Origin of the sequence: Microbispora hainanensis (assembly GCF_036186745.1) — a bacterium.
GTDB lineage: Bacteria > Actinomycetota > Actinomycetes > Streptosporangiales > Streptosporangiaceae > Microbispora.
On record NZ_CP108086.1, the window covers coordinates 6,167,512 to 6,190,066 of the forward strand.

The 22,555-nt window shown below is 73.0% G+C and carries 22 protein-coding genes; 12 read left to right on the forward strand and 10 right to left on the reverse strand.

Going from position 1 to position 22,555, the window contains the following annotated elements; genetic code table 11:
- Positions 1–140 precede the first annotated feature (140 nt).
- Together polX and OHB01_RS28425 are read left to right on the forward strand one after the other, a co-directional pair.
- A complete protein-coding gene (gene polX / locus OHB01_RS28420) occupies positions 141–1,859 on the forward strand; it encodes a DNA polymerase/3'-5' exonuclease PolX (RefSeq protein ID WP_328854215.1) in 1,719 nt (572 codons plus the stop codon).
- A 10-nt stretch (positions 1,860–1,869) separates the two neighbouring features.
- Positions 1,870–2,973: a class I tRNA ligase family protein gene (locus OHB01_RS28425; RefSeq protein WP_328854216.1), complete on the forward strand. Its 1,104-nt coding sequence runs from the start codon at positions 1,870–1,872 to the stop codon at positions 2,971–2,973.
- A gap of 83 nt (positions 2,974–3,056) precedes the next feature.
- On the opposite strand, the gene OHB01_RS28430 is transcribed toward OHB01_RS28425, so the two are convergent.
- From OHB01_RS28430 to pobA, 7 genes are all read right to left on the reverse strand, one after another.
- Entirely contained in the window at positions 3,057–4,397 is a 1,341-nt protein-coding gene (locus OHB01_RS28430) for an MBL fold metallo-hydrolase (RefSeq protein WP_142648467.1), read from the reverse strand.
- A gap of 66 nt (positions 4,398–4,463) precedes the next feature.
- Complete coding sequence (gene pcaC / locus OHB01_RS28435; RefSeq protein WP_142648468.1) at positions 4,464–4,856, reverse strand: 4-carboxymuconolactone decarboxylase; 393 nt, start codon at positions 4,854–4,856, stop codon at positions 4,464–4,466.
- On the reverse strand, positions 4,853–5,620 hold the full coding sequence (pcaD, locus tag OHB01_RS28440) for a 3-oxoadipate enol-lactonase (protein ID WP_142648469.1): 768 nt from the start codon (positions 5,618–5,620) through the stop codon (positions 4,853–4,855). Before pcaD ends, pcaC begins: the two co-directional genes overlap by 4 nt.
- On the reverse strand, positions 5,617–6,786 hold the full coding sequence (gene pcaB, locus OHB01_RS28445) for a 3-carboxy-cis,cis-muconate cycloisomerase (protein ID WP_205830394.1): 1,170 nt from the start codon (positions 6,784–6,786) through the stop codon (positions 5,617–5,619). Before pcaB ends, pcaD begins: the two co-directional genes overlap by 4 nt.
- Positions 6,776–7,267 carry a protocatechuate 3,4-dioxygenase subunit alpha gene (locus tag OHB01_RS28450; protein ID WP_142648470.1) on the reverse strand — a complete coding sequence of 164 codons (492 nt, stop codon included), beginning with the start codon at positions 7,265–7,267 and terminating at the stop codon, positions 6,776–6,778. The genes pcaB and OHB01_RS28450 overlap by 11 nt, the downstream gene beginning before the upstream one ends.
- Complete coding sequence (gene pcaH, locus OHB01_RS28455) at positions 7,264–7,932, reverse strand: protocatechuate 3,4-dioxygenase subunit beta (protein ID WP_142648471.1); 669 nt, start codon at positions 7,930–7,932, stop codon at positions 7,264–7,266. The genes OHB01_RS28450 and pcaH overlap by 4 nt, the downstream gene beginning before the upstream one ends.
- Positions 7,929–9,119: a 4-hydroxybenzoate 3-monooxygenase gene (gene pobA / locus OHB01_RS28460; protein ID WP_142648472.1), complete on the reverse strand. Its 1,191-nt coding sequence runs from the start codon at positions 9,117–9,119 to the stop codon at positions 7,929–7,931. The genes pcaH and pobA overlap by 4 nt, the downstream gene beginning before the upstream one ends.
- A gap of 70 nt (positions 9,120–9,189) precedes the next feature.
- Between pobA and OHB01_RS28465 the strand changes: the two genes are divergently transcribed.
- A complete protein-coding gene (locus OHB01_RS28465; RefSeq protein WP_147944409.1) occupies positions 9,190–9,954 on the forward strand; it encodes an IclR family transcriptional regulator in 765 nt (254 codons plus the stop codon).
- A gap of 35 nt (positions 9,955–9,989) precedes the next feature.
- Complete coding sequence (locus OHB01_RS28470) at positions 9,990–10,793, forward strand: SAM-dependent methyltransferase (RefSeq protein WP_260617314.1); 804 nt, start codon at positions 9,990–9,992, stop codon at positions 10,791–10,793.
- On the opposite strand, the gene OHB01_RS28475 is transcribed toward OHB01_RS28470, so the two are convergent.
- Positions 10,760–11,218 (reverse strand): OsmC family protein, encoded by a 459-nt coding sequence (locus tag OHB01_RS28475; RefSeq protein ID WP_142648474.1) that lies wholly within the window; start codon positions 11,216–11,218, stop codon positions 10,760–10,762. The two genes, OHB01_RS28470 and OHB01_RS28475, sit on opposite strands and share 34 nt — an antisense overlap.
- A gap of 176 nt (positions 11,219–11,394) precedes the next feature.
- Here OHB01_RS28475 and OHB01_RS28480 point away from each other — a divergent pair, with 176 nt between their 5' ends.
- Positions 11,395–13,074: a GAF domain-containing protein gene (locus tag OHB01_RS28480; RefSeq protein WP_142648475.1), complete on the forward strand. Its 1,680-nt coding sequence runs from the start codon at positions 11,395–11,397 to the stop codon at positions 13,072–13,074.
- A 16-nt stretch (positions 13,075–13,090) separates the two neighbouring features.
- Positions 13,091–13,981, forward strand: coding sequence for a universal stress protein (locus OHB01_RS28485; protein WP_328710134.1), 891 nt, complete (start codon positions 13,091–13,093; stop codon positions 13,979–13,981).
- Here OHB01_RS28485 and OHB01_RS28490 read toward each other — a convergent pair whose 3' ends face one another.
- Entirely contained in the window at positions 13,982–14,578 is a 597-nt protein-coding gene (locus OHB01_RS28490) for a CBS domain-containing protein (protein WP_187280747.1), read from the reverse strand. It abuts the gene before it with no gap.
- A 115-nt stretch (positions 14,579–14,693) separates the two neighbouring features.
- Between OHB01_RS28490 and OHB01_RS28495 the strand changes: the two genes are divergently transcribed.
- The 3 genes from OHB01_RS28495 to OHB01_RS28505 all read left to right on the forward strand — a co-directional run bounded on the left by OHB01_RS28495 (position 14,694) and on the right by OHB01_RS28505 (position 18,324).
- Entirely contained in the window at positions 14,694–15,200 is a 507-nt protein-coding gene (locus tag OHB01_RS28495) for an HPP family protein (RefSeq protein ID WP_142648478.1), read from the forward strand.
- A gap of 69 nt (positions 15,201–15,269) precedes the next feature.
- Positions 15,270–15,899 (forward strand): MBL fold metallo-hydrolase, encoded by a 630-nt coding sequence (locus OHB01_RS28500; protein ID WP_142648479.1) that lies wholly within the window; start codon positions 15,270–15,272, stop codon positions 15,897–15,899.
- A gap of 154 nt (positions 15,900–16,053) precedes the next feature.
- On the forward strand, positions 16,054–18,324 hold the full coding sequence (locus tag OHB01_RS28505; protein WP_142648480.1) for a family 43 glycosylhydrolase: 2,271 nt from the start codon (positions 16,054–16,056) through the stop codon (positions 18,322–18,324).
- 4 nt (positions 18,325–18,328) lie between these two features.
- Here the strand turns inward: OHB01_RS28505 and OHB01_RS28510 are convergent, their stop codons facing one another.
- Positions 18,329–19,174 carry a hypothetical protein gene (locus OHB01_RS28510; RefSeq protein ID WP_328854217.1) on the reverse strand — a complete coding sequence of 282 codons (846 nt, stop codon included), beginning with the start codon at positions 19,172–19,174 and terminating at the stop codon, positions 18,329–18,331.
- Positions 19,175–19,308: 134 nt separating this feature from the next.
- Between OHB01_RS28510 and OHB01_RS28515 the strand changes: the two genes are divergently transcribed.
- From OHB01_RS28515 to OHB01_RS28525, 3 genes are all read left to right on the forward strand, one after another.
- A complete protein-coding gene (locus tag OHB01_RS28515; RefSeq protein WP_328710131.1) occupies positions 19,309–19,860 on the forward strand; it encodes a GNAT family N-acetyltransferase in 552 nt (183 codons plus the stop codon).
- A gap of 133 nt (positions 19,861–19,993) precedes the next feature.
- Positions 19,994–21,502, forward strand: a complete 1,509-nt coding sequence (locus OHB01_RS28520; protein ID WP_142648482.1) for an alpha-N-arabinofuranosidase — start codon at positions 19,994–19,996, stop codon at positions 21,500–21,502.
- A gap of 152 nt (positions 21,503–21,654) precedes the next feature.
- Entirely contained in the window at positions 21,655–22,530 is an 876-nt protein-coding gene (locus OHB01_RS28525) for a universal stress protein (protein ID WP_142648483.1), read from the forward strand.
- Positions 22,531–22,555 lie beyond the last annotated feature (25 nt).

The following is a 22,555-nucleotide window of genomic DNA, read 5'->3' on the forward strand; positions in this document are numbered from 1 at the left end:
AAGGTCAGGCGGATCTTGGGTCACGCGGGCCTTCGGTCCCTGGGCCTCCGGTCCCTGGGTCTTCGGTCACAGCCGGTGGGGACCTCCGCACCTGGAAGGGGCCCCGGGACACGTCGCAGCCTGGCCTGGGGGTGCCTGTGATGAGACGCTGCAACGAGGAGGTCGCCGGGCTGCTGCAGGAGTACGCCGACCTGATCGCGATCACCGGGGGCGACGCCTTCAAGGTGCGTGTCTACGAGAAGGCGGCCCGCTCGGTCGGCGGCTACGGCCGCGACATCGACGGCATGGACGCGGCCGAGCTGCGGGCGATCCCGAACGTCGGCGAGTCGATCGCCGCCAAGATCGAGGAATACCTGCGGACCGGGTCGATCCACCGGCTAGAGGAGCTGCGGACGAAGATCCCCGCCGGGGTGCGCATGCTGACCACGATCCCCACGCTCGGGCCGAAGAAGGCCATGCTGCTCTATCAGGAGCGGGGGATCGACTCGATCGAGAAGCTGGAGGACGCCATCCGCGCCGGTGACCTGCGCGGGTTGCACGGCTTCGGGCCGAAGACCGAGGAGAACCTGCTGCACGGCATCGAGGTGATGCGCAAGACCGGCAGCCGGGTGCACATCGGCACCGCGATGGCGGTCGCCGAGGAGATCGTGCCCGCGCTGTCGGCCGTGCCGGGCTGCGAGCGGTGCGCGTACGCCGGGTCGCTGCGGCGGATGAAGGACACGATCGGCGACGTCGACGTGCTGGCCACGGCGAAGGACCCGGCCGCCCTGATGGCGGCCTTCACCACGCTGCCGTACGTCACCGAGGTGATCGCCCACGGCGACACGAAGAGCTCGGTCCGCACGACGGCGGGGCTGCAGGTCGACCTGCGGGTGGTGCCGAGGGACTCCTGGGGCGCCGCGCTGCAGTATTTCACCGGCTCGAAGGCGCACAACATCCGCACCCGGGAGATCGCCGTGCACCGCAAGCTGAAGCTGTCGGAGTACGGCGTGTTCGACGTGGCGACCGGCGAGAAGATCACCTCGGCCGACGAGGCGGAGGTGTACGGCATGCTCGGCCTGCCGTGGATCGAGCCGACGCTGCGCGAGGACACCGGGGAGATCGAGGCCGCGCTCGCAGGGAAGCTGCCGAAGGTGGTGACCCTGGCCGACATCCGCGGCGACCTGCACACCCACACCGACCTGACCGACGGGCTCGCGCCGCTGGAGGAGATGATCGAGGCGGCCGCGGCGCGCGGCTACGCCTACTATGCGGTGACCGACCACGCGCCCAACCTGTTCATGCAGCGGATGACCGACGAGAAGGCGCTGGCCCAGCGCGAACGGCTCCGCCGCCTCGGCGCCGCCCGCCACGACATGACGCTGCTGCACGGGTGCGAGCTCAACATCGGCCCGGAGGGCGAGGTCGACTGGCCGCCGGAGTTCCTGGCCGGGTTCGACCTGTGCGTGGCCTCGGTGCACTCGCACTTCACCCAGCCGCCCGAGGAGATGACCCGGCGGCTGATCCGGGCCTGCGAGAACCCGTACGTGAAGATCATCGGCCATCCGACGGCGCGGATCATCGGCAGGCGCGAGCCGGTGGACGCCGACTGGACCAGGGTGTTCGACGCCTGCGTGCGCACCGGGACGGCGCTGGAGATCGACTCCTTCCCCGACCGGCTCGACCTGCCCTCCGACCTCGTCCGGCGGGCCGCCGACATGGGCGTGCTGTTCTCGATCGACAGCGACGCGCACGCCGTGCCGCACCTCGACGTGATGCGATACGGCGTCGGCACCGCGCAGCGCGGCTGGCTCACCCCCGACCGGGTAATCAACACGTGGCCACTGGATCGGCTGCGGGAGTTCCTCCGCCCGGGATGAAGGGGGTTTCATGCTGACGATCGGCGGGCGGCCGCTGCCCGTGGTGGGCCGCGCCCGGATGTACGTGTGCGGGATCACGCCCTACGACACGACCCATCTCGGTCACGCGCGGACGTTCGTGTGGGCCGACGTGGCGGTGCGGGTGCTGCGGCACGTGGGCGTGCCCGTCGAGGTCTGCCGCAACGTCACCGACGTGGACGACGTGCTGACCTCGGCGGCGCGCCGGGCCGGCCGCCCCTACGACAGCTTCGCCGCCGTGCAGCAGTTCTACTTCGACCGGGACATGGCCGCGTTGCGCGTGCACCCGGTGACGTACGAGCCGCGGGCGCACACCTATGTGCCGCAGGTGGTGGCGCTCGCCCGTGCCCTGCTGGAGCTGGGCCACGCGTACGAGAGGGACGGCGCGGTGTACTTCCGCGGCGCGGGCGTGCGTGAGCGGGCCGGGCTCGGCCCCGAGGAGGCGGCCCGCCTCCTGGCGGAGTTCGGCGACGACCCGGCGGACGGCGACGACCCGGCGGACGTCGCGGTCTGGCGGCCGTCGGCGAAGGGCGAGCCGGGCTGGCCGAGCGAGTGGGGCGACGGGCGGCCCGGCTGGCACGCCGAGTGCGCGGCCATGGCGCTGACGACGTACGGCCCCGCCCTCGACCTGCACGCGGGCGGCGCCGACCTGCGCTTCCCCCACCACGCCTACGAGGCCGCGATGGCCGAGGCGGTGACCGGTGTGCGGCCGTTCGCCCGCTCCTGGCTGCACGTGGGGGTGGTGCGGGTGGACGGCGCCAAGATGGCCAAGTCGGCGGGCAACCTCGTCCTCACCGCCGATCTCCTGCGGCACCATCCGGCCGGCGCCGTACGCCTGCTGCTCCTCGGCCACCCGTGGGCGGACGACTGGGACTACCGCCCCGGCGACCTGGAGAAGGCCGAGGCCCGGCTGGAGCGTCTCCACCGTGCTGCCTCCCGCACCGCGGCCGGGCGGCCCGCGGCCTCCGGCACGGGCGAGCGGGCGGTGGTGCGCGCCCTGCTGGACGACCTCGACGTCGCGACCGCCCTGGAGATCGCCGAGGAGGAGGGCGGGCAGGCCGCCCGCACCGTGATCGCGGTGCTCGCGCTCGGCTGATCCGCGCTGCCTGAACTGCGCTGCCTGAGCTGGGCTGCCTGAGCTGGGCTGCCTGAGCTGGGCTGCCCGAACTACGCGGTGTTCTACGCGGCCGCGGCCCGGCCGTCGTACGCGTCGTGCACGGCCACCACGTCACGCCCGGCGGCGGCCAGGATCGAGGCGGCGATGGACGCGCGGTAGCCGCTCGCGCAGTGCGTCCACACCTCGCCGTCCGGCACCTCGCCCAGCCGCGCGGGCAGCTCGTGCAGCGGGATGTGGATCGCCCCCGGGAGGTGCGACCCGCGCCACTCGATCTCACGGCGCACGTCCAGGACCACGATCGGGCGGCTGCGGCGTACGGCGGCCAGGTCGGCGAACGTCGCCGACGGCATGGACGCGGGCTTGTCGTCGCCGGCCCACTCGGCGGGTCCTCCGGTGGCGGCCGCGGCAGGGCGGTCGATGCCGATCCGCGCCAGCTCACGCTGGGCCCGCGCGATGTCCCCGGGCGTTTCGCCCAGCAACGTCACCGGCGTCCCCCAGGGAAGGAGCCAGCCCAGGTAGACGGCGAGGTTGCCGTCCAGCCCGAAGTTGAGCGTCCCCGCCAGGTGGCCGGACGCGAAAGCCGTACGGGACCGCAGGTCCACCACCCACTCGCCTGCCCGCAGGCGGCGGTGCAGCTCGGCGGCGTCCGCGTGGCGCGGCGGCGACAGGTCGGGCGCGTCGGGCCCGGCCAGGTTGAGCGGGGCCATGTGCGCGTAGTACGCCGGATAGACGTCCAGCCCGGCCAGCAGCGCCTTCACGTACTCGTCCTCGCCGCGGGTCAGGACCGGGTTGACCCGCAGTTCCCTGCCGATGGTCGACTCGGTGACGTCCGACTGAGCGGCCGAGCAGAAGCTGCCGAACCCGTGGGTGGGGAAGACGCCGGTCTCGGCCGGCAGCTCGCGTGCCAGCCGGTGCGCCGAGGCGTGCTGGGCGCGCGCCAGGGCGCCGGTGTGCTCGGGGCCGAGCAGGTCGGGCCGCCCGGTCGTGCCGTGCAGCAGCGAGCCCCCGGTGAAGACGGCGGGCGGCCGGTCCGGGCACTCCAGCACGTACGACAGGTGGGTGAAGGTGTGGCCGGGGGTGGCGACGGCACGCAGGCGCGTGCGCGGGCCGATCTCGACCACGTCGCCGTCCTCGATCGGGCACCGGTCGAACTCCACGGGGTCGGCCGCGTTGACGTGGTAGTCCGCGCCGGTGGCCGAGGCGAGGGCGGGCCCGCCGGTCACGTAGTCGTTGTGCACGTGGGTCTCGAAGACGTGGCGGATCTCGACGCCGCGCCGCTCGGCCAGGCGGAGCACCCGGTCGATGTCCCGCTGCGGGTCCACCACGAAGGCGACCTTCCCGTCGGTGACGAGGTAGCCGCGGTCGCCAAGGGAGGGGGTCTCGACGGGGATGATTTCGATCATTCAGGTCCCTCCTCTGCTCGTGAGGCACCCGTACCCAGGGAGAAGGACTTCACCTCCTCCCAGGCGTCATGAGGCGTCCTCCGGGACCTCCTCCGAGACCTCCTCCGCGAGCACCCGCTGGGCGACGGCGAACGCGGCGTTGGCGGCCGGCACCCCGCAGTAGATCGCGGTCTGCAGCAGCACCTCCTTGATCTCGACCGTCGTGAGCCCGTTGCGCCGCGCGGCCCGCACGTGCATGGCCAGCTCCTCCAGGTGCCCGCCCGCCACCAGGGCGGTGAGCGTGATGCAGCTGCGGGTCCGGCGGTCGAGCCCCGGCCGGGTCCAGATCTCCCCCCAGGCGTACCGGGTGATCAGGTTCTGGAAGTCCGCGGTGAACTCGGTGGTGCGCGCCCGCGCCCGGTCCACGTGCGCGTCGCCCAGCACCTCGCGGCGCACCCGCATGCCGTCGTCGTAGCTCATGCCGTCCTCCAGCGGGTGGTCAGGTGCTCGGTGATCGCCGGGGTCGCGACGTCCGGGCGTTCGACGGTGGCCAGGTGGGCGGCCCCCGGCACGACCAGCAACTCGGTCTCCGGGATGCCCTCGGCCAGGACCTCCGCGTGCGACGGCGGGGTCGCCGGGTCGTCCGCTCCGGCGATCACCAGAGTGGGCGCGCGGACCTCGCCGAGCCGGTCGCGTACGTCGAAGACCGCCAGGGCGTCGCAGCACGCGGCGTATCCCTCGGGGTCCGCGCCGCGCAGCATGTCCAGGTAGCGCTCGGCGTCGGGGAATCCCGGAGTGAACCACCGGCCCCGCGTCGCCTCGATCAGGGGTTCGGTGCCCTCGGCGCGGACCAGCGCGGCGCGCTCGCGCCAGCTGTCCGCCGTGCCGAAGCGGGCGGAGGTGCAGCACAGGACCAGGCTCGCGATCCGATCCGGCGCACGCAGCGCCAGAGCGGTCCCGACGGCCCCGCCCAGCGACACCCCGGCGTACGCCGCGGCCTCGACGCCGTGGCGGTCGAGCAGCGCCAGCACGCCGCCGGCGAGATCGTCCACGGTCAGATCACGCGTGAATCCGGACGCGGCCCGGGATCCGCCGTGGCAGGGCAGGTCGTAGCGGAGCACCCGCCAGGTGGACGTGAGCGCGGGAAGCTGCGGCTCCCACAGGCCGAGCGTCGTGCCCAGCGAGGGCCCGAGCACGACGACCGGGGCGTCCGGCGGCCCGTCGAATCGGTGGTTCAGGATCATCGGTCTTTCCTCGTGTACCATTCCAGCGCCCGGTCGACGAGCGCGGGCGCCTGCCCGACGCCGCCGTCCTCCCCGTGCTCGGCCAGCACGGCGCGCAGGTGATCGAGATTGTGCCGCATGCGCCCGGGGAAGACCTCCAGCCCCTCGGTCAGCTCGGCGGCCGTCTCCGCCGCACCGCCTGCCAGGCGCAGGCACTCGCGCAGCGGCTGCCACTCGGCGTGCCAGCTCCCGGCGGGCCGCTCGTGCTCGGCGACCCGCGCGGCGAGCACGATCTGCGCGAGCGCGGGCGCCTGCAGCGCCGCCGACCTGATCATCGTGGCGAGCACCGGGTTGCGCTTGTGCGCCATCGCCGACGAACCGCCCCGGCCCGGCGCGGCGGGCTCGGCGACCTCGCCCACCTCGCTCTGCGCCAGCAGGATCACGTCGGTGGCGAGCTTGCCCAGCGCGCCCGTCACGGCGGCGAGCGCGCCGGCCAGGTCGGTCACCGGCGTGCGCAGCGTGTGCCAGGGCAGCACCGGCTCGGCCAGCCCGGTCTCGGCCGCGAACAGCGGCAGCAGGTCGAGCGCCCGCTCGCCGTACCCGGCCATGGTGCCGGCCGCGCCGCCGAGCTGCACCGGCAGCCGAACCGCCGCGAGGCGGTCGCGCGCGTCGCGGCAGCCGGCCAGCCACCCGGCGGCCTTCAGCCCGAACGTGGTGGGCACGGCCTGCTGCCCGAGCGTGCGCCCCGCCATCGGGGTGTCCCGGTGATCGGCGGCCAGCCGGGCCAGCGCGGCGAGCACCCGATCGAGGTCGCGCAGGATCACCTCGCGGGCCCGCGCGGCGACCAGCATCGCCGCGGTGTCGAGGATGTCCTGGCTGGTGGCGCCGTGATGCACCCAGGGCCCCGCCTCGCCGGCCGCGGCCCGCAGGTCCCTGACCAGCGGCACGACCGGGTTGCCCGCGTCCCTGGCGCGGCGGGCGAGATCGGCGGCGTCGTGACGGTCCTCACGCGCCGCCTCGGCGATCGCGGCGACGGCCCGCTCAGGGACGACGCCGAGACGGGCCTGCGCCCGCGCGAGGCACACCTCCGCCTCCAGCATCGCTCGCAGCCAGGCGTCGTCGCCGGTGACCGCCGCGACGTCCGTGCCCGCCCACACCGGGGAGAGCAACCCCACATCAGAACTCAAGAAAGACCGTCTCCCGCTCGCCCTGCAGCCGTACGTCGAACCGGTAGACGTCCTGCCCCTCCGGGCGGGCGAGCAACGTCGCGCGGCGGGCCGGGTCGAGGGAGCCGAGCAGGGGGTCGGGCGCGTCGGCGAAATAGACGCGGGTGCGCACCGGCTTGAGCAGGCCCCGCGCGAAGACCAGCAGCGCGGCGTACGGCCGGGACGGCGGCGCGAGGCGGAACCGGTAGGAGCCGTCGGGCGCGGTGCCGCACCGCCCGAAGCCGGACGCCCCGGCGCCTTTCCGGCTGAGGGCGCCCCGCTCGCCGGGCTCTCCGGTCCACAGCTCCAGCAGGGCGTCGGGCACCGGCTCACCGGCCCCGTCGAGCACCACGCCGGTGATCGTGACCGCCCCCGGATGGCCCTCGGGGACGAGCTCCCAGTCGGCCGCGTACGGCAGGGCGAACCCGAAGAACGGCCCGACGGTCTGCGAGGGAGTGGTCACGCGTCCTCCATGGGGGTCTGGCCGAGCACGATGTCCCACCGGTAGCCGAGAGCCCACTCCGGCTCGGTCACGTCGAGGTCGAACGCGGCGACGAGCCGCTCACGGGCGGCCGGGTCCGGAATGGACCGGAAGATCGGGTCGTAGGCGAACAGCGGGTCGCCCGGGAAGTACATCTGCGTCACCAGGCGCTGGGTGAACGCCGTGCCGAACACCGAGAAGTGGATGTGCGCGGGCCGCCAGGCGTTGGGGTGGTTGCGCCAGGGATAGGCCCCCGGCTTGATCGTGACGAACCGGTAGCGGCCCTCGTCGTCGGTCAGGCACCGGCCCGCGCCGGTGAAGTTGGGGTCGAGCGGGGCCGGGTGCTGGTCGCGCTGGTGGGCGTACCGCCCGGCGGAGTTGGCCTGCCAGACCTCGACCAGGGTGCCGGGGATCGGCCGGCCCGCGGCGTCGAGGACGCGCCCGGTGACGATGATGCGCTCGCCGAGCGGCTCGCCCGCGTGGCCCGCGGTCAGATCGGCGTCGAGCGGATCCACCTCGCCGTGCCCGAAGACCGGGCCGGTGAGCTCGGCCGCCTCCGGGTCCTCCTTCATCTCCAGCGGCGGCCGGGACGGCGCCCGCAGGACCGTGCTGGCGTAGTCCGGGTGCAGGTAAGGAGGATGTGTCATGGCTTCTCCTCTTGGTAGGGCAGGCCCACGTAGTTCTCCGCCAGCGTCGTCGCGGCCGCCTCGGAGGATGTCACGTAGTCGAGGTAGGAGGTCTGCAGCTTCCTGGCGTAGGCGTCGTCGGACTCGAACGTGTGCAGCAGCGTCGTCATCCACCACGAGAAGTGCTGGGCCCGCCACACCCGGGGCAGGCAGGCCTGTGAATAGCCGTCCAGCGCCTCCGTCGAGCCGTCGGCGAAGAACCGCGCCAGCGCCTCGGTCAGCACCCGCACGTCGGCCACCGCGAGGTTGAGCCCCTTCGCGCCGGTCGGCGGCACGATGTGGGCCGCGTCCCCGGCCAGGAACAGCCTGCCGTACTGCATGGGCTCGGCCACGAAGCCGCGCATCGGCGTGATCCCCCGTTCGAGGATCTCCCCGGTGGCGAGGGTGAAACCGGGCACGGTCTCCAGCCGGGCCCGCAGCTCGGACCAGATCCGCTCGTCGGGCCACTCGGCGAGGTCCTCGTCGGGCGCGACCTGGAGGTAGAACCGGCTGATCTCCGGGGAGCGCATGCTGTGCAGCGCGAAGCCGCGCTCGGTCCGCGCGTAGATCAGCTCTTCCGACGACGGCTTCACCCTCGCGAGGATGCCGAGCCAGGCGAAGGGGTAGTCGCGCTGATATTCGGTCAGCACGCCCTCGGGGATCGACGGCCGGGACACCCCGTGGAAGCCGTCGCACCCGGCGATCACGTCGCAGTCCAGCCGCTCGCCCGCGCCGTCCGCCCCGGTGAAGGTGAGGTATGGCCGGTCGGTGCCGATGTCGTGCACCGCCACGTCGTCCACCTCGAAGCGGATGTCGCCCCCGGCCGCCAGGCGCGCGGCGATCAGGTCCTTGACGACCTCCTGCTGGCCGTACACGGTGATGCAGCGACCGGGCACCAGCCGCTCGAAGGCGATGCGGTGGCCCGCTCCGCCGTACCGCAGCTCGATGCCGTGGTGGGGCAGGCCCTCCCGCCGCATCCGTTCGCCCACCCCCGCCTCGATGAGGGTGTCGACCGTGCCCTGTTCGAGCACTCCCGCCCGCACCCGCCGCTCGACGTACTCCCTGCTGCGGCGTTCGAGCACGACGGACTCGATCCCGCGCAGATGGAGCAGATGGGAGAGCAGCAGGCCGGCCGGCCCGGCTCCGATGATCCCGACCTGAGTTCGCATGGCTAAAGCATCGGGAAGCAGCCGCCGTCTCGCGTAGGCTTTGCTTCTACTGAGTGGAAGAGGGAGTCATATGGCCGGCGGCGCACGCGATCCGGGGCGTTCCGTGACGTCCCGGGTGCTGGCCATCCTCGGCGCCTTCGACGCCCACCACCCGCGGCTCACGCTGACGGAGATCGCCGAACGGACCGGCATGGCGCTGAGCACCGTCCACCGGCTCGCCGGGGAGCTGGAGGAGTGGCGCGCCCTGCGCCGCGGCGCCGACGGGCGCTACCAGATCGGCCGCCGCCTGTGGGAGCTCGGGCAGCTCGCTCCCGACCCGCTGCAGGAGGTGGCGCACCCCTGGCTGCAGGAGCTGTTCGGCGGCACCGGGGAGAACGTCCACCTCGCGGTGCGCGACGGGCTCGAAGTGCTCTACGTCGACAAGGTGTACGGCAAGCGGGCCGTGCCGATCGTGTCGCGGACCGGTACGCGTCTGCCCATGCACCCGACCGGCGTCGGCAAGGCGCTGCTCGCCTACGAACCGGGCTGGTTCGTCGGCTCCTACCTGTCGAGGCCGCTGGAGCGGCCGACCCCCCACACCATCACCGAGCCGGGCCGGCTGGCCCGCGAGCTGACCCAGGTGCGCGCCCAGGGGTACGCCACGACGCACGAGGAGATGACGCTCGGCTCCTGCTCGGCGGCCGCGCCGGTGCTGGTCGGCGACCGGCCCGTCGCGGCCGTCGGCATCGTGGTCTCCTCCAGACGGGTGCGCGAGCTGCCCCGCCTGGTCGATCCGCTGCTGGCCGTCGCGGCCGGCATCGCCGGAGACTACCGGGCCGCCCTGGCCCGCCCGTAAGATCGTCGCAAAGCGAAAAGGCGAGGGGATCGCGGGTGAGCCGGGACGAGGAAGCGCTGAAGGCCATCGACTTCTCCACGCCGAGCGTGGCGCGGATCTACGACTGGTGGCTGGGCGGCAAGGACAACTTCGCGGTCGACAGGGCCGCCGCCGAGAAGCTGCTCGAACTGGTCGGCCCCGACGGCCGCCTGGTGATCAGGCAGAACCGCGACTTCCTCGGCCGCGCCGTCCGCTTCCTCGGCGAGTCGGGCATCCGGCAGTTCCTCGACATCGGCACCGGCATCCCCACGCAGGGCAACGTCCACGAGGTCGCCCACGAGGTCGATCCCGAGGCGACCGTCGTCTACGTCGACAACGACCCCGTCGTCGCCGCGCACGGCCAGGCGCTGCTCACCGGCAGTGGCCGTACGGGCGTGGTGCAGGCCGACATGCGCGACCCGGACCGGATCGTCGAGAGCCCGATCACCAAGAAGCTGATCGATTTCAGCAAGCCGGTGGCCGTGCTGTTCGTCGCCGTGCTCCACTTCGTGGACGACGACGACGCCGAGCGGGTGGTGTCCTACTTCCGCGAGCGCATGGCCCCCGGCAGCTATCTCGTGATCTCCCACGGCACCCAGGGCCGCCTGAGCGACGACACGATCACCGAGGCCCGGGAGGTGTACGAGAAGTCGACGGCCGCGCTGCGCGACCGCACGCCCGAGCACATCGCCCGGTTCTTCACGGGATTCGAGGTGGTGGAGCCGGGGCTGGTCGACGTGGCCGACTGGCGCAACGACAGCGACCTCGTCCGGCACAGCAGGGGCGGCTACGTCCTCGGCGGTGTGGGCCGGCTGGCCTGAGCGACGGGGTTCTCGGGCACGGACCGGCGGACCTCGAACGTGACCCGCGGCGGCACCCGCAGCGTGGTGCAGACGGCGCAGTGCTCCAGCACCGAAAGGAGCGAGGCGCGCAGCCCCTCGGGCAGCCCCGGGGCGTCCACCGACAGCTCGATGCGGTCGATCCGCCCGGGGCAGACGCCGAGGCCGTACCGCGCGGTGACGCCCACCCCGGCGGGCAGCTGCCGCTGGCGCAGGTAGCGCTCGGCACAGCAGGCGACGCCGGCCGCCACGCTGCCCACGAACAGCTCGGCCGGAGTGGGGCCGGTGTCGCTCCCGCCGACGTCCGGCGGCCGGTCGGCGCGGACCACGTGGCGCCGGATCCGTACGTCGAACCGGTCGGCTCCGCGCCAGGCGACCTGGATGACGCCGTCGCGCGGCTCACTCATGACGCACCCCCGCGTCGATTCGCCTCAATCCGAGTATGTCCGTGACCGACGGCGGGTAGGCGCATACGCACCGTAAGAAGCCGGTCGCGACCTGGCAAAGAGCGCGAGTCCGGAGTGTCCGGTTTGCGAGACTCCAAGTGTGGGGGGCATGCGTGGCGCCCACGAGGGAGCGGACCATGATCCCGCAGACGCACCTGGACGGGCTGCTGGCCGAACTGCACACGAGGCTGCAGGCGGTCCTGTCGACGCGTGACCGGGCCCACGCGCTGCTGGAGGCGGTCGTCTCGGTGGGCGGCAACCTCGATCTCGAGACCGTGCTGCACCGGATCGCCGAGACCGCCGCCACGCTGGCCGACGCCCGATATGCCGCGCTCGGCGTGATCGGCGAGGACAACACCCTCGCCCGCTTCGTCCCCGCCGGGCTGAGCGAGGAGGAGATCGCCCGCATCGAGCACTGGCCCCACGGCCTGGGCCTGCTCGGCCTGCTGATCAAGGAACCCCGGCCGCTGCGGCTGGCCCGCATCCGCGACCACCCCGCGTCGTACGGCTTCCCGCCGGGACACCCGCCGATGACGGGCTTCCTCGGCGTGCCCGTACGGGTCCGGGGCCGGCTGTTCGGCAACCTCTACCTGACCGAGAAGCGCGGGGGAGGGGAGTTCGACGAGGACGACGAGGCGATCATCGTGGCCTTCGCCAGCGCCGCCGGGGTGGCGATCGAGAACGCCCGCCTGTACGAGGACACCCGCCGCAGGGAGACCTGGCTCCAGGCGTCGGCGGAGATCACCAGGAGCCTGCTGTCCGGCGCGCGGACGCCGCGGGTGCTGACCCTGATCGCCCGCCGCGCCCGGCGGATGGCCGGCGCGGACACGGCGGCGATCCTGCTGCCCGAGGACGACGGCCGGACGCTGCGGGTCGCGATCGCGGACGGCGTGCCCGGCCCGCCCCGGCCGCACCGCCTGCCCGTCGAGGGCTCGCTGGCCGGGCAGGCGTTCGCCCACGCGGAACCCCGCGTGATCACCGATCTCGGCGACACCGACCTCCTCACCGCGGGCGCGGAGACGGGAGCGGCCTGCGCCGTGCCGCTCGGCGCCCCCGGAGAGGTGCGCGGAGTGCTGTCGCTCGGCAGGCGGCCCGGCCGCGTCCCGTTCAGCCAGGCGGAGGTCTGCATGGTCCACTCCTTCGCCGGGCACGCGGCGGTCGCGCTGGAACTGGACGAGGCGCGCAGGGACGCCGAACGGCTCGTCCTGCTGGAAGACCGCGACCGCATCGCCAAGGACCTGCACGACGTCGTCATCCAGCGGCTGTTCGCGATCGCCATGACGCTCACGGGCGCCACGCGGCTGGTGGACCACCCCGAGGCGGCCGCGCGGCTGCGGACCGCGATCGACGAGCTCGACGGCACGATCCGGCAGATCCGCACCACGATCTTCGCCCTGCGCACCCCGGCCGGCGCCCCCGGGCTGCGCGCCCGGCTCGTCGAGCTGGTCGAGGGCGCCCGGGAGCCCCTCGGCTTCCTGCCGGCCCTGCGCATGGACGGGCAGCTCGACACCCGCGTGCCCGCCCCCGTCGGGGAACACCTGCTGGCCGTGGCGCGGGAGGCGATCTCCAACGTGGTGCGGCACGCCCACGCCACCCGCGCCGCCGTCACCGTCTGCCTCGACCACGACCGGCTGACCCTGCTCGTGGAGGACGACGGGGTCGGCATCCCGCCGCGGGGACGCCGCAGCGGCCTGCGCAACCTGTGCGACCGCGCCGAGAGCCTGGGCGGGTCGTGCGCCGCCGGGCCCGGCGCCGCCGGGGGAACACGCCTGTGCTGGAGCGTCCCGTTGCCGTCACCACCCTGCTCGACACGCTGAGGGAGGGCACTACGCCATGACCGAGCAGCCGATCAGTGATCCGGGCGTCGATCCGGGCGTCGATCCGGTCGTCGTCGGCACCGACGGGTCCGCCGGGGCGACCCGGGCGGTGGAGTGGGCGGCCGACGACGCCGCCCTGCGGGGCCTGCCCCTGCGGGTGGTCCACGCCGTCGAGCGCCTGCCGTACGACGGCCCGCGCTATCCGATCCCCGACAGCTACGACAGGATGGCGCCCACCGGGGAGCAGATCCTCGCCCACGCCGAGTGGGTCGCCCGGGACCGGCGCCCCGGCCTCGACGTGACGACGGTGCTCGTCGAGGGGCGTCCCGGCCGCGTCCTGCGCGACCAGGCCGCCCGCGCCGCCGAAGTGGTGCTCGGCAGCCATGGCGCGGGCGGCTTCCCCGGCATGCTGCTCGGCTCGGTGGGCAACCACGTCGCCGGGCACGTGGCCGTGCCGGTCGTCGTCGTACGGCCGGCGCCCCCGGAGGCGGGGGCCGAGATCGTGGTGGGGTTCGACTGCTCGAAGGAGTCCGGGCCCGCCCTGACGTACGCCTTCGAGGAGGCGCGGCTGCGCGGTCACCGGGTGCGGATCGTCTGCGCCTGGGAGCCGCCGGTGCCGTACGGGCCCGTGATCTCGATGGACCTGGACGCCATGCGGCGGGCCGCGGAGGACTACGCGCGCGGCGAGCTGGAGCCGCTGCAGAGCGGATACGCCGACGTCAAGACCGAGCTGGACATGGTCCACGACCATCCGGTCTCCGCGCTCATCAAGGCGTCGTCGCGGGCCGTCCTGCTCGTGGTCGGCTCCCACGGCCGCAACGCCTTCACCGCGGCCGTGCTCGGCTCGGTCAGCCGCGCCGTGCTGGGCCACGCGCACTGCCCGGTCGCCGTGGTGAAGGCGCGCTGATCATCGGGGGAGCAGGCGGGCCGGCCGCACCCCGGGGACGGTCCGCTCCAGCAGGTCGGCCACGTGCTCGGGGCCCTGGCCCTCGGGACCCCGCAGGTCGATCTCGCCGTCGCGCACGACCACCTCCCAGGGCGCGTCGGAGGGGTAGCGCTCGCGCAGGGCGGCCAGGACGGCCTCGCGCAGCTCCTCGTCCGACCTGGCCAGCAGCGCCAGCAGGTCGCGGCGGCTGATCATCCCGACGACCCGCTCGTCGCGCAGCACGGGCAGGCTCTTGATCCGCTTCGCGACCATGAGGTCCGTCAGCACCCGCACGTCCGTGGTCTCCTCGACCGTGCTCACCTGGCGCGACATGACGCCCTCCACGGTGCGGGGCGCCGCGTCGCCCGGCGCGAACGCGCCGCACAGCAGGTCGATCTCGCTGACCATGCCGACCAGCTCGTCGTACTCCCCGAGCACGGGGGCGGCCGTGATGTCGTGGCCGTACAGCACCCGGATCGCCCGCCGCACGGAGTCGTCGGGGCGCAACGTGATCGCCGGGCTGCTCATGACCTCACCGGCCAGCATGGCCCACCCCCCGTCTGTCGCCGTCGTGGTCATTCCACCGCCGCCCCGGCCGTACGGGCAGGTGCCGGAGGTCCCCGGCGGTCGGGTCTTTGGGCCCGTGCGGCGCCCCCGCCCACGTGGTCGGATGGAGATGGCGCAGGGAGGAACGATGACCGTAGAAGGCATGACCGCCGCCGACGTGATGAGCAGGGTGCTCGTGACCGTGAAGCCGGACGAGTCCCCGCTCATGGCCTGGGAACTCATGCGCCGCGGGTCGATGCACCATCTGCCCGTCGTGGACTCCGGCTCCCGCATCCTCGGCGTGCTCACGCGGGAGGACATCGCGGCGCACTGGTCCGGCGGTCCCGCGGAGCAGTCGAGCAGCCAGGTGCGCCAGTTGCTGAGCGGGCGCAGATGCCCGCACGTGTCGCCCGACACGCCGCTCTCCTCGGTGGCGGCCGTGATGCTGGAGTCGGGCGTGGACGTCGTCCCGGTCATCGGAGCCTGCGGCACCCTGCAGGGCCTCGTCACCGTGACCGACCTGCTCGTGGCGGTGGCCGGCAGACGGGGGGCCGCGCCCCCGCACGAGGAGGTGTCGGCCGGGATGTTCCGCCTGGAGCCGGTGCTGCCGCCCAAACCCTCCCGTACGGCGGAGGACCAGCGGCAGGGGCCGTGACCCCCGGTCGTGGGTTCCCCCGGATCACGTGCAGAATAAGGTCATGTTCCGCACGGTGGTGATCATCAAGTGAGTGCCCGTATCGACCATGCCGTCACGTCGGGCACCTTCAGCCTGGACGGCCAGACCTTCGACGTCGACAACAACGTCTGGGTGCTCGGCGACGACGCCGAGTGCGTGGTGTTCGACGCGCCCCACGACGTCAAGGCGATCACCGACGTGATCGCGGGCCGGCGCGTCCTGGCCATCCTCGCCACCCACGCCCACGACGACCATGTGCGGGTCGCGCCGGACCTGTCGGAGGCCACCGGGGCGCCCGTCCTGCTGCACCCGGCCGACCTGCCGGTCTGGCGGCTCACCCACCCCCACCGCGAGCCCGACGGCGAGCTGTCCGACGGGCAGGTCATCGAGGTCGCCGGCACCCGCCTCGAAGTGCTCCACACTCCCGGGCACTCGCCCGGCGCCTGCTGCTTCTACGCGCCCGAGCTGGGCGTCGTCTTCACCGGCGACACCCTGTTCCAGGGTGGTCCCGGCGCGACCGGCCGCTCGTTCTCCGACTTCGGCGTGATCATCGACTCGATCCGCGACCGCCTGCTGACCCTGCCGCCCGAGACCGTCGTCCACACCGGCCACGGCGACAGCACGACGATCGGCGCCGAGCTGCCGCACCTCGACGAGTGGATCCGCCGGGGCCACTGACCCCAGGCATCGCGCGGGTCTTGACGATCACGCGCCTCGCGGCCGACACTCACGAGACCGATTCACTCCGCCCCCGTGGTTCACGAGGGTGGCGTGGGTCTCGAAGTTAGCGCTAACGAGGCCGAGGGGCGCGAGCCGCCGGCCGGGAGAGACGATGCACAGCACCCCCCGACGACGCCTCCCACGCCTCCCTCGCCTCGCTCTCGCGGCCGCCGCCGCGCTGTCCCTGGTCGCGGGCCCGATCGTCACCCCGGCGCACGCGGCCGGCCCCTACTTCGCCGGTGAGGTGGACGACCACGACCACGCGCTGCCGGCGGCCGAGGTGCTCCAGGCCTCCGGCAGCACGGCGGCCGTCAGCGCGGTCACGCTGCCCGAGCTCAAGGTCCCGGCGATCGTGGACGGCGGGAACGACAGGATCGTCCTGCCGGTGAAGGAGGGCACCGACCTCACCCGGCTCGCGCCCGAGCTCACCCTGGTCCCGGGAGCGAGCGTCAAACCCGCCTCCGGCACCGCACGCGACCTGTCCGAGCCGGTCACCTACACCGTCACCGGCGGCGACGGCGCGCGGCGGACGTGGACGGTCGAGGCGCGGGTGATGAAGAGCCCGGTGCTCCCCGGCCTGTACGCCGACCCGAACATCACCGTGTTCGGCGACACGTTCTACATGTATCCGACGACCGACGGCTTCGCCGGATGGAGCGGCACGCAGTTCCACGCGTTCTCGTCCAAGGACCTGGTCCACTGGACCGACCACGGCGTCGTCCTCGACCTCGGACCCGACGTGACCTGGGCCGACAACAGCGCCTGGGCCCCGACGATCGCCGAGCGGAACGGCAAGTACTACTTCTACTTCAGCGGCGGCATGGCCACCGGCAACACCGCCAAACACCTCGGCGTCGCCGTGTCCGACTCGCCGGCGGGGCCGTTCAAAGACGCCCTGGGCAGGCCGCTGGTGGCGGCCGGGACCTACAGCGGCCAGATGATCGACTCCGACGTGTTCGTCGACGACGACGGCCAGGCGTACCTCTACTGGGGCAACGGCAACTCCTACCAGGTGCCGCTGAACGACGACATGGTGTCGTTCGACCCCGCCAAGGTGAGGACGTACAAGCCGAGCGGCTACAACGAGGGCTCGTTCGTCTTCAAACGCGGCGGGATCTACTACTTCATGTGGTCGGAGAACGACACGCGCGACGAGAACTACCAGGTCGCGTACGCCACCGGCGCCTCGCCGCTCGGCCCGTGGACCGAACAGGGCGTGATCCTGCGGAAGGACCTGTCCCTCGGGATCAAGGGCACCGGCCACCACTCGGTCGTACGGGTGCCCGGCACCGACGACTGGTACATCGCCTATCACCGCTTCGCCATCCCCGGCGGCGACGGCACCCACCGGGAGACCACGATCGACCGGATGGAGTTCGACGCGAACGGCCTGATCGAGAAGGTCGTGCCGACGCTGGAGAGCGTCGATCCGGTGTCGGTCGCGAACGCCGGGCCGGACGCCGAGGGCCGCGAGGGGTCCCCGATCCGGCTGGCCGGATCGGCCACCGGCGCGGCCAAGTGGAGCTACACGCCCGGCGAGGACGCCGGCTCCGGCGCGACCTGCTCCTTCTCGGACTCCGGCGCCGCCGAGACCGCCGTCACCTGCGACGACGACGGGACCTACACGGTCACGCTGACCTCCGGCCGCAGCCGCGACACCGCGAAGGTGACCGTCGCCAACGCCGCCCCCGAGGCCGGGGACGTCGTGACGCCTGCCAAGCCGGTCGAGGCCGGCACGCGCGTGACCCTCACGGTCCCGGTCACCGACCGGGGGGCGAACGACGTGCTCACCTGCACGGTGGACTGGAAGGACGGGACCACCGCGTCCGGCACGGTCGGCGACGGGACCTGCACGGCGCGGCACACCTACAAGAGGCCGGGCGTGAACGAGCCCGTCGTCACCGTCGCCGACGACGACGGCGCGACCACCACCGCGACCGGCCGTCCGGTGGTCGTGTACGACCGTGGCTCCGGCTTCGTCACCGGCGGCGGCTGGATCGACTCGCCCGCGGGCGCCTACCGCGCCAACCCCGCGCTGACCGGCCGGGCCACCTTCGGGATCGTGGCCAAGTACGTGAAGCACACGGCGGTGCCGATCGGGGCGACGACGTTCTCGTTCCAGGCCGGGCCCCTGGACTTCCGGTCCACGGCGTACGACTGGCTCGTGGTGTCGGGCGGGGAGATCCGCTATCGCGGCATCGGGACGGTCGGCGGCGCGGGGCGCTACGGCTTCGAGGTCGTCGCCCGCGACGGCGACACCCGGGACGGGGACGGCGTCGACCGCTTCGCCGTCCGGATCTGGGACGAGCGGACCGGCGACGTGATCTACCAGAACGGAGCCGGTGACGCGGCCAACGGCAGCGTCGTCGTCCACGCGAAGTAACGTCCTATGGCGCGACCCGGACGCCGGTGACGGCGAAGCGCTCGACCTCCGCCACGTGGCCGCCGGTGCTTGCGACGAGGGTGAGCGTGCTGCCCGGGGCCGCCTGGAAGGTCACGGTGGCGGACCAGAGGGCGTCCTCCCCTCCGGCCGAGGCACAGCAGCTCTCGCCGAGGGGGCGGGCGCTGCCGGTCGAGCGCACCTGCACCCGGATGCTCTCGTCCACTCCGGTGATCGTGCCGCCCACCTTGACGGGGGATGAAACGAGGGCGCCGTACCGGGGAGTGGTGAGGGAGAAGGTGGTGTCGTCGGTGCCCACCACCTCCCACGGCGCGTCCGGCCCGGTGCCGAACCTGACGAGGTGGACGACGGCGGCGATGCCCGGCCGCCCGCCGCCCTCGCCGCGGACGCCGACGGAGACGCGCGCGTCCGCACCGGTCACCGTACGCTCGACCACCTGGTCGACACCGGTGAACCCGAGGAACCCCTGGGTGAAGGACAGCGCGGTCCGCTCGGCGTCCAGGTGCCAGGGCTGGTGGCCGCCCGAGCGGTAGCTCTCCTGCCAGTCCCGCGCCTGTTTCTCCTCGGCGAAGGGCCACAACGGCTGGTAACGGCCCGCCACGAGGGAGCCCGCGGATGGGGTCGGGGTGGCGGCCGGGCCGCTCTGCAGGGCGGTCGCCGTGCCGGTCGCCGTGCCGGTCGCCGTGCCGGTCGCCGTGCCGGTCCCTGGGCTGGTTCCCGGGCCGGTTCCGGGGGTGGTTCCGCACGCGCCCGCCGGCAGGCCGAGCGCGGCCAGCACGGCGAGCGCCCACCCGGCCCGGCCCGCCCGGCCGCCTGTCACGCCGCGAGTCACGATGCGCGCTCCCGCCACCAGAGGTTTCGTTGACGAGAGCATGCCCAGCCCGATGCCGGGCATTCGCGGTGTGCCCGTCGCGCTGGGGGCGATGTCCGGGCGGGCCGTACGCGGAGGACGCCTACGGTTTCCATGTGAATGTGAAACTCCGCCTTGCGCCTGTAACCCCCGCCAACGTCGAGACGGCTATTGCTGTGAAGGTTCGCCCCGAGCAGGAGCGCTTCGTCTCGCCTGTGGCGAAGTCACTGGCCGAGGCCTACGTGCATCGGGAAGTGGCGTGGCCGCGCCTCATCCTCGACGGCGACCGTCCGGTGGGCTTCCTCATGCCTTTCCTGGACATCGACTGGGACGGCAAGGGGATCGACTTCCGATCCGGCTTGTGGCGGCTCAACGTGGCGGCCGGCGAACAGGGGCGCGGAGTCGGGCGCTTCGCCGTCGAATCCGTGGCCGCCGAAATCAGGCGTCGTGGCGGCACGCAGATGTACGTCACGTGGGAGCCGGGAGAGGGTGGGCCGGAGGGCTTCTACCGGAAGCTTGGGTTCCAGCTCACAGGTGAGGATAGCGGGGGACAGACGGTCGGGGTTCTGGATCTGACGACCTGCTCGCAGGGCCACGGCTACAAGACCGCGCGTGGCGGCACCTGCCCCAGGGCCGGGGACGGTATTCCCTGGGGTGGGTCGTCATGACGCCGCCCGGTGACTGTTAGCGATAACAGCATGCGTCTCAATAGCCGAGTTTTCCGGACCGAAATCTTGACCGAACACCATGCGAACGCTAACAATCGCCCCGCGAGCCCCTGTCCGGTGAAGGAGATCCCGCGTGCTCCAGGCACAACTGACCATCGACCCCGCCCATCGGGTGGCCCCCGTACGGCGCCGCACGTTCGGCACGTTCGTCGAGCACCTCGGCCGCTGTGTCTACACCGGCATCTACGAGCCGGGCCACCCCACGGCGGACGAGAACGGGTTCCGCGGCGACGTGCTCGCGCTCACCCGCGAGCTGGGCGTGACCACCGTGCGCTATCCCGGCGGCAACTTCGTCTCCGGCTACCGCTGGGAGGACGGCATCGGCCCGCGCGAGCGGCGCCCCCGGCGGCTCGATCTCGCCTGGCACAGCACCGAGACCAACGAGATCGGGATCGACGAGTTCATGCGGTGGTCCCGCCTGGCGGGGCTGGAGCCGATGATGGCGGTCAACCTCGGCACCCGTGGCGTGCAGGAGGCCGTCGACCTGCTCGAATACTGCAACATCCCGTCCGGCACCACTCTGTCGGACCTGCGCATCGCCAACGGCACCAAGGACCCCCACGACATCCGCATGTGGTGCCTGGGCAACGAGATGGACGGCCCCTGGCAGATCGGGCACAAGACCGCCCACGAGTACGGCAGGATCGCCGCCGAGACCGCCCGGGCCATGCGCATGGTCGACCCCAGTCTGGAACTGGTGGCCTGCGGCAGCTCCGGCTCCTCCATGCCGACCTTCGGCACCTGGGAGGCGACCGTCCTGGAGGAGACCTACGACCTGGTCGACCACATCTCCTGTCACGCCTACTACGAGGAGAAGGACGGCGACCTCGCCGGCTTCCTGGCCTGCGCGAGCGACATGGAGCACTTCATCTCCACGGTCGTCTCCACCGCCGACCAGGTGGGGGCCAGGCTCGGCTCCAGCAAGAAGATCTCCGTCTCCTTCGACGAGTGGAACGTCTGGTACCTGAGCCGCGTCAAGGCGGCCGAGCCCGGGCAGGACTGGCCGGTCGCGCCGCCGCTCCTGGAGGACCACTACCACCTCGCCGACGCCGTGGCCTTCGGCAGCCTGCTCATCACACTGCTGCGGCACAGCGACCGGGTCGCGGCGGCCTGCCTAGCCCAGCTCGTCAACGTGATCGCGCCCATCATGACCGAGCCCGGCGGCCGGGCCTGGCGGCAGACCACCTTCCACCCGTTCGCGCAGGCGGCGCGGCTCGCCAAGGGCGACGTCGTACGCGTCGAGCCCGTCTGCCCGACGTACGAGACGGCCGAGTTCGGCGCGGTGCCCGTGCTCCACGCGGTCGCCACCCGGGACGAGACGGAGACGACGCTGTTCGTGGTGAACAGGTCGACGGACGAGCCGGTGGAGCTGGAGCTCGACGCGAGGGCGCTGGTCTCGGGCACCGGCGCCGTGCGGATCGCCGAGGCGACGACGCTCACCCACGAGGACGTCTACGCCCGCAACACCGCCGACGACCCCGATCGGGTGGCGCCCCGCCCCAACACGAACCACCAGAGCGATCCGCTCCGGATCGTGCTGCCGCCGGTCTCCTGGAACGTGATCAGGCTGACGAGGTCCTGAACTCCTCCCGCGCGCGGCGCGCGGGCGGAAGTCCCTCGGCTTGAGGACTTTCGTCTGCTGCGCCGCGGGCAGCGGAGACGGTGCGATGGTGCCCGGGAGGATCAACCCCCGCGCGCGTCCGCGTACCGCTTGAAGCACAGGAGGAGACGTACATGGCCGGACAGATCGTCGTCGCCGTCGACGGATCGAGCCCAGCGACGGCGGCACTGGAGTGGGCGGCGGACGACGCGCGGCGCCGGGGGGCCACCTTGAAGATCGTCCACGTGCGCGAGCCGTGGGCGCACGAATACCCGTTCCACGCCGTCGAGGGCTTCGCCCAGTCCTACAGCGAGTTCTGCGAAGGCGTGCTCGCGGCGGCCGCCGCCCGCGCCCGGGAGCTCGCCCCCGGCCTTGAGGTGACCACGGAGCTCGCCGAGGGCACGGTGGTCGAGACCCTGCGCGCCGCATCGGCCGGCGCCGACGCCCTCGTGGTCGGCAGCCGGGGGATGGGCGGCTTCTCCGGCCTGATCCTCGGCTCCGTCGGCCTCGGCCTCGCCGGTCACGCGGAGGTCCCCGTCGTCGTGGTACGCAAACCGCACCGGGAGGAATACCACGAGGTCGTCGTCGGCTTCGACGGATCCCCGCACTCGGAGGCGGCCCTGGAGTTCGCCTTCGAGGAGGCCCGGGCGCGGCGCGGGCGGGTGCACGCGGTGTACGCCTGGGAGATGCCGGCGTTCTCCCCCTTCGCCGTCGGCTATGGAACGGCGCTGCAGGAGATCTACGACAACGAGTGCCGGGCGGCGCGGCTGCGGCTCGCACCGTGGCGCGACAAGCACCCGGACGTCCCGCTGGTCGAGTCGGCGGTCTGCGGCCACCCGGCCCCGGCGCTGGCCGACGCCTCGCTGGTCGCCGACCTCGTGGTCGTCGGCTCCCGCGGGCTGGGCGGGGTGCGCGGCGCGCTCATCGGCTCGGTCAGCCATGCCGTACTGCACCGCGCGCACTGCCCCGTCGCGGTCGTACGGCCCCGCGACGGCGAGGGCCGGCAATGAAACGCATTCGGTGCGCGGGGATCCG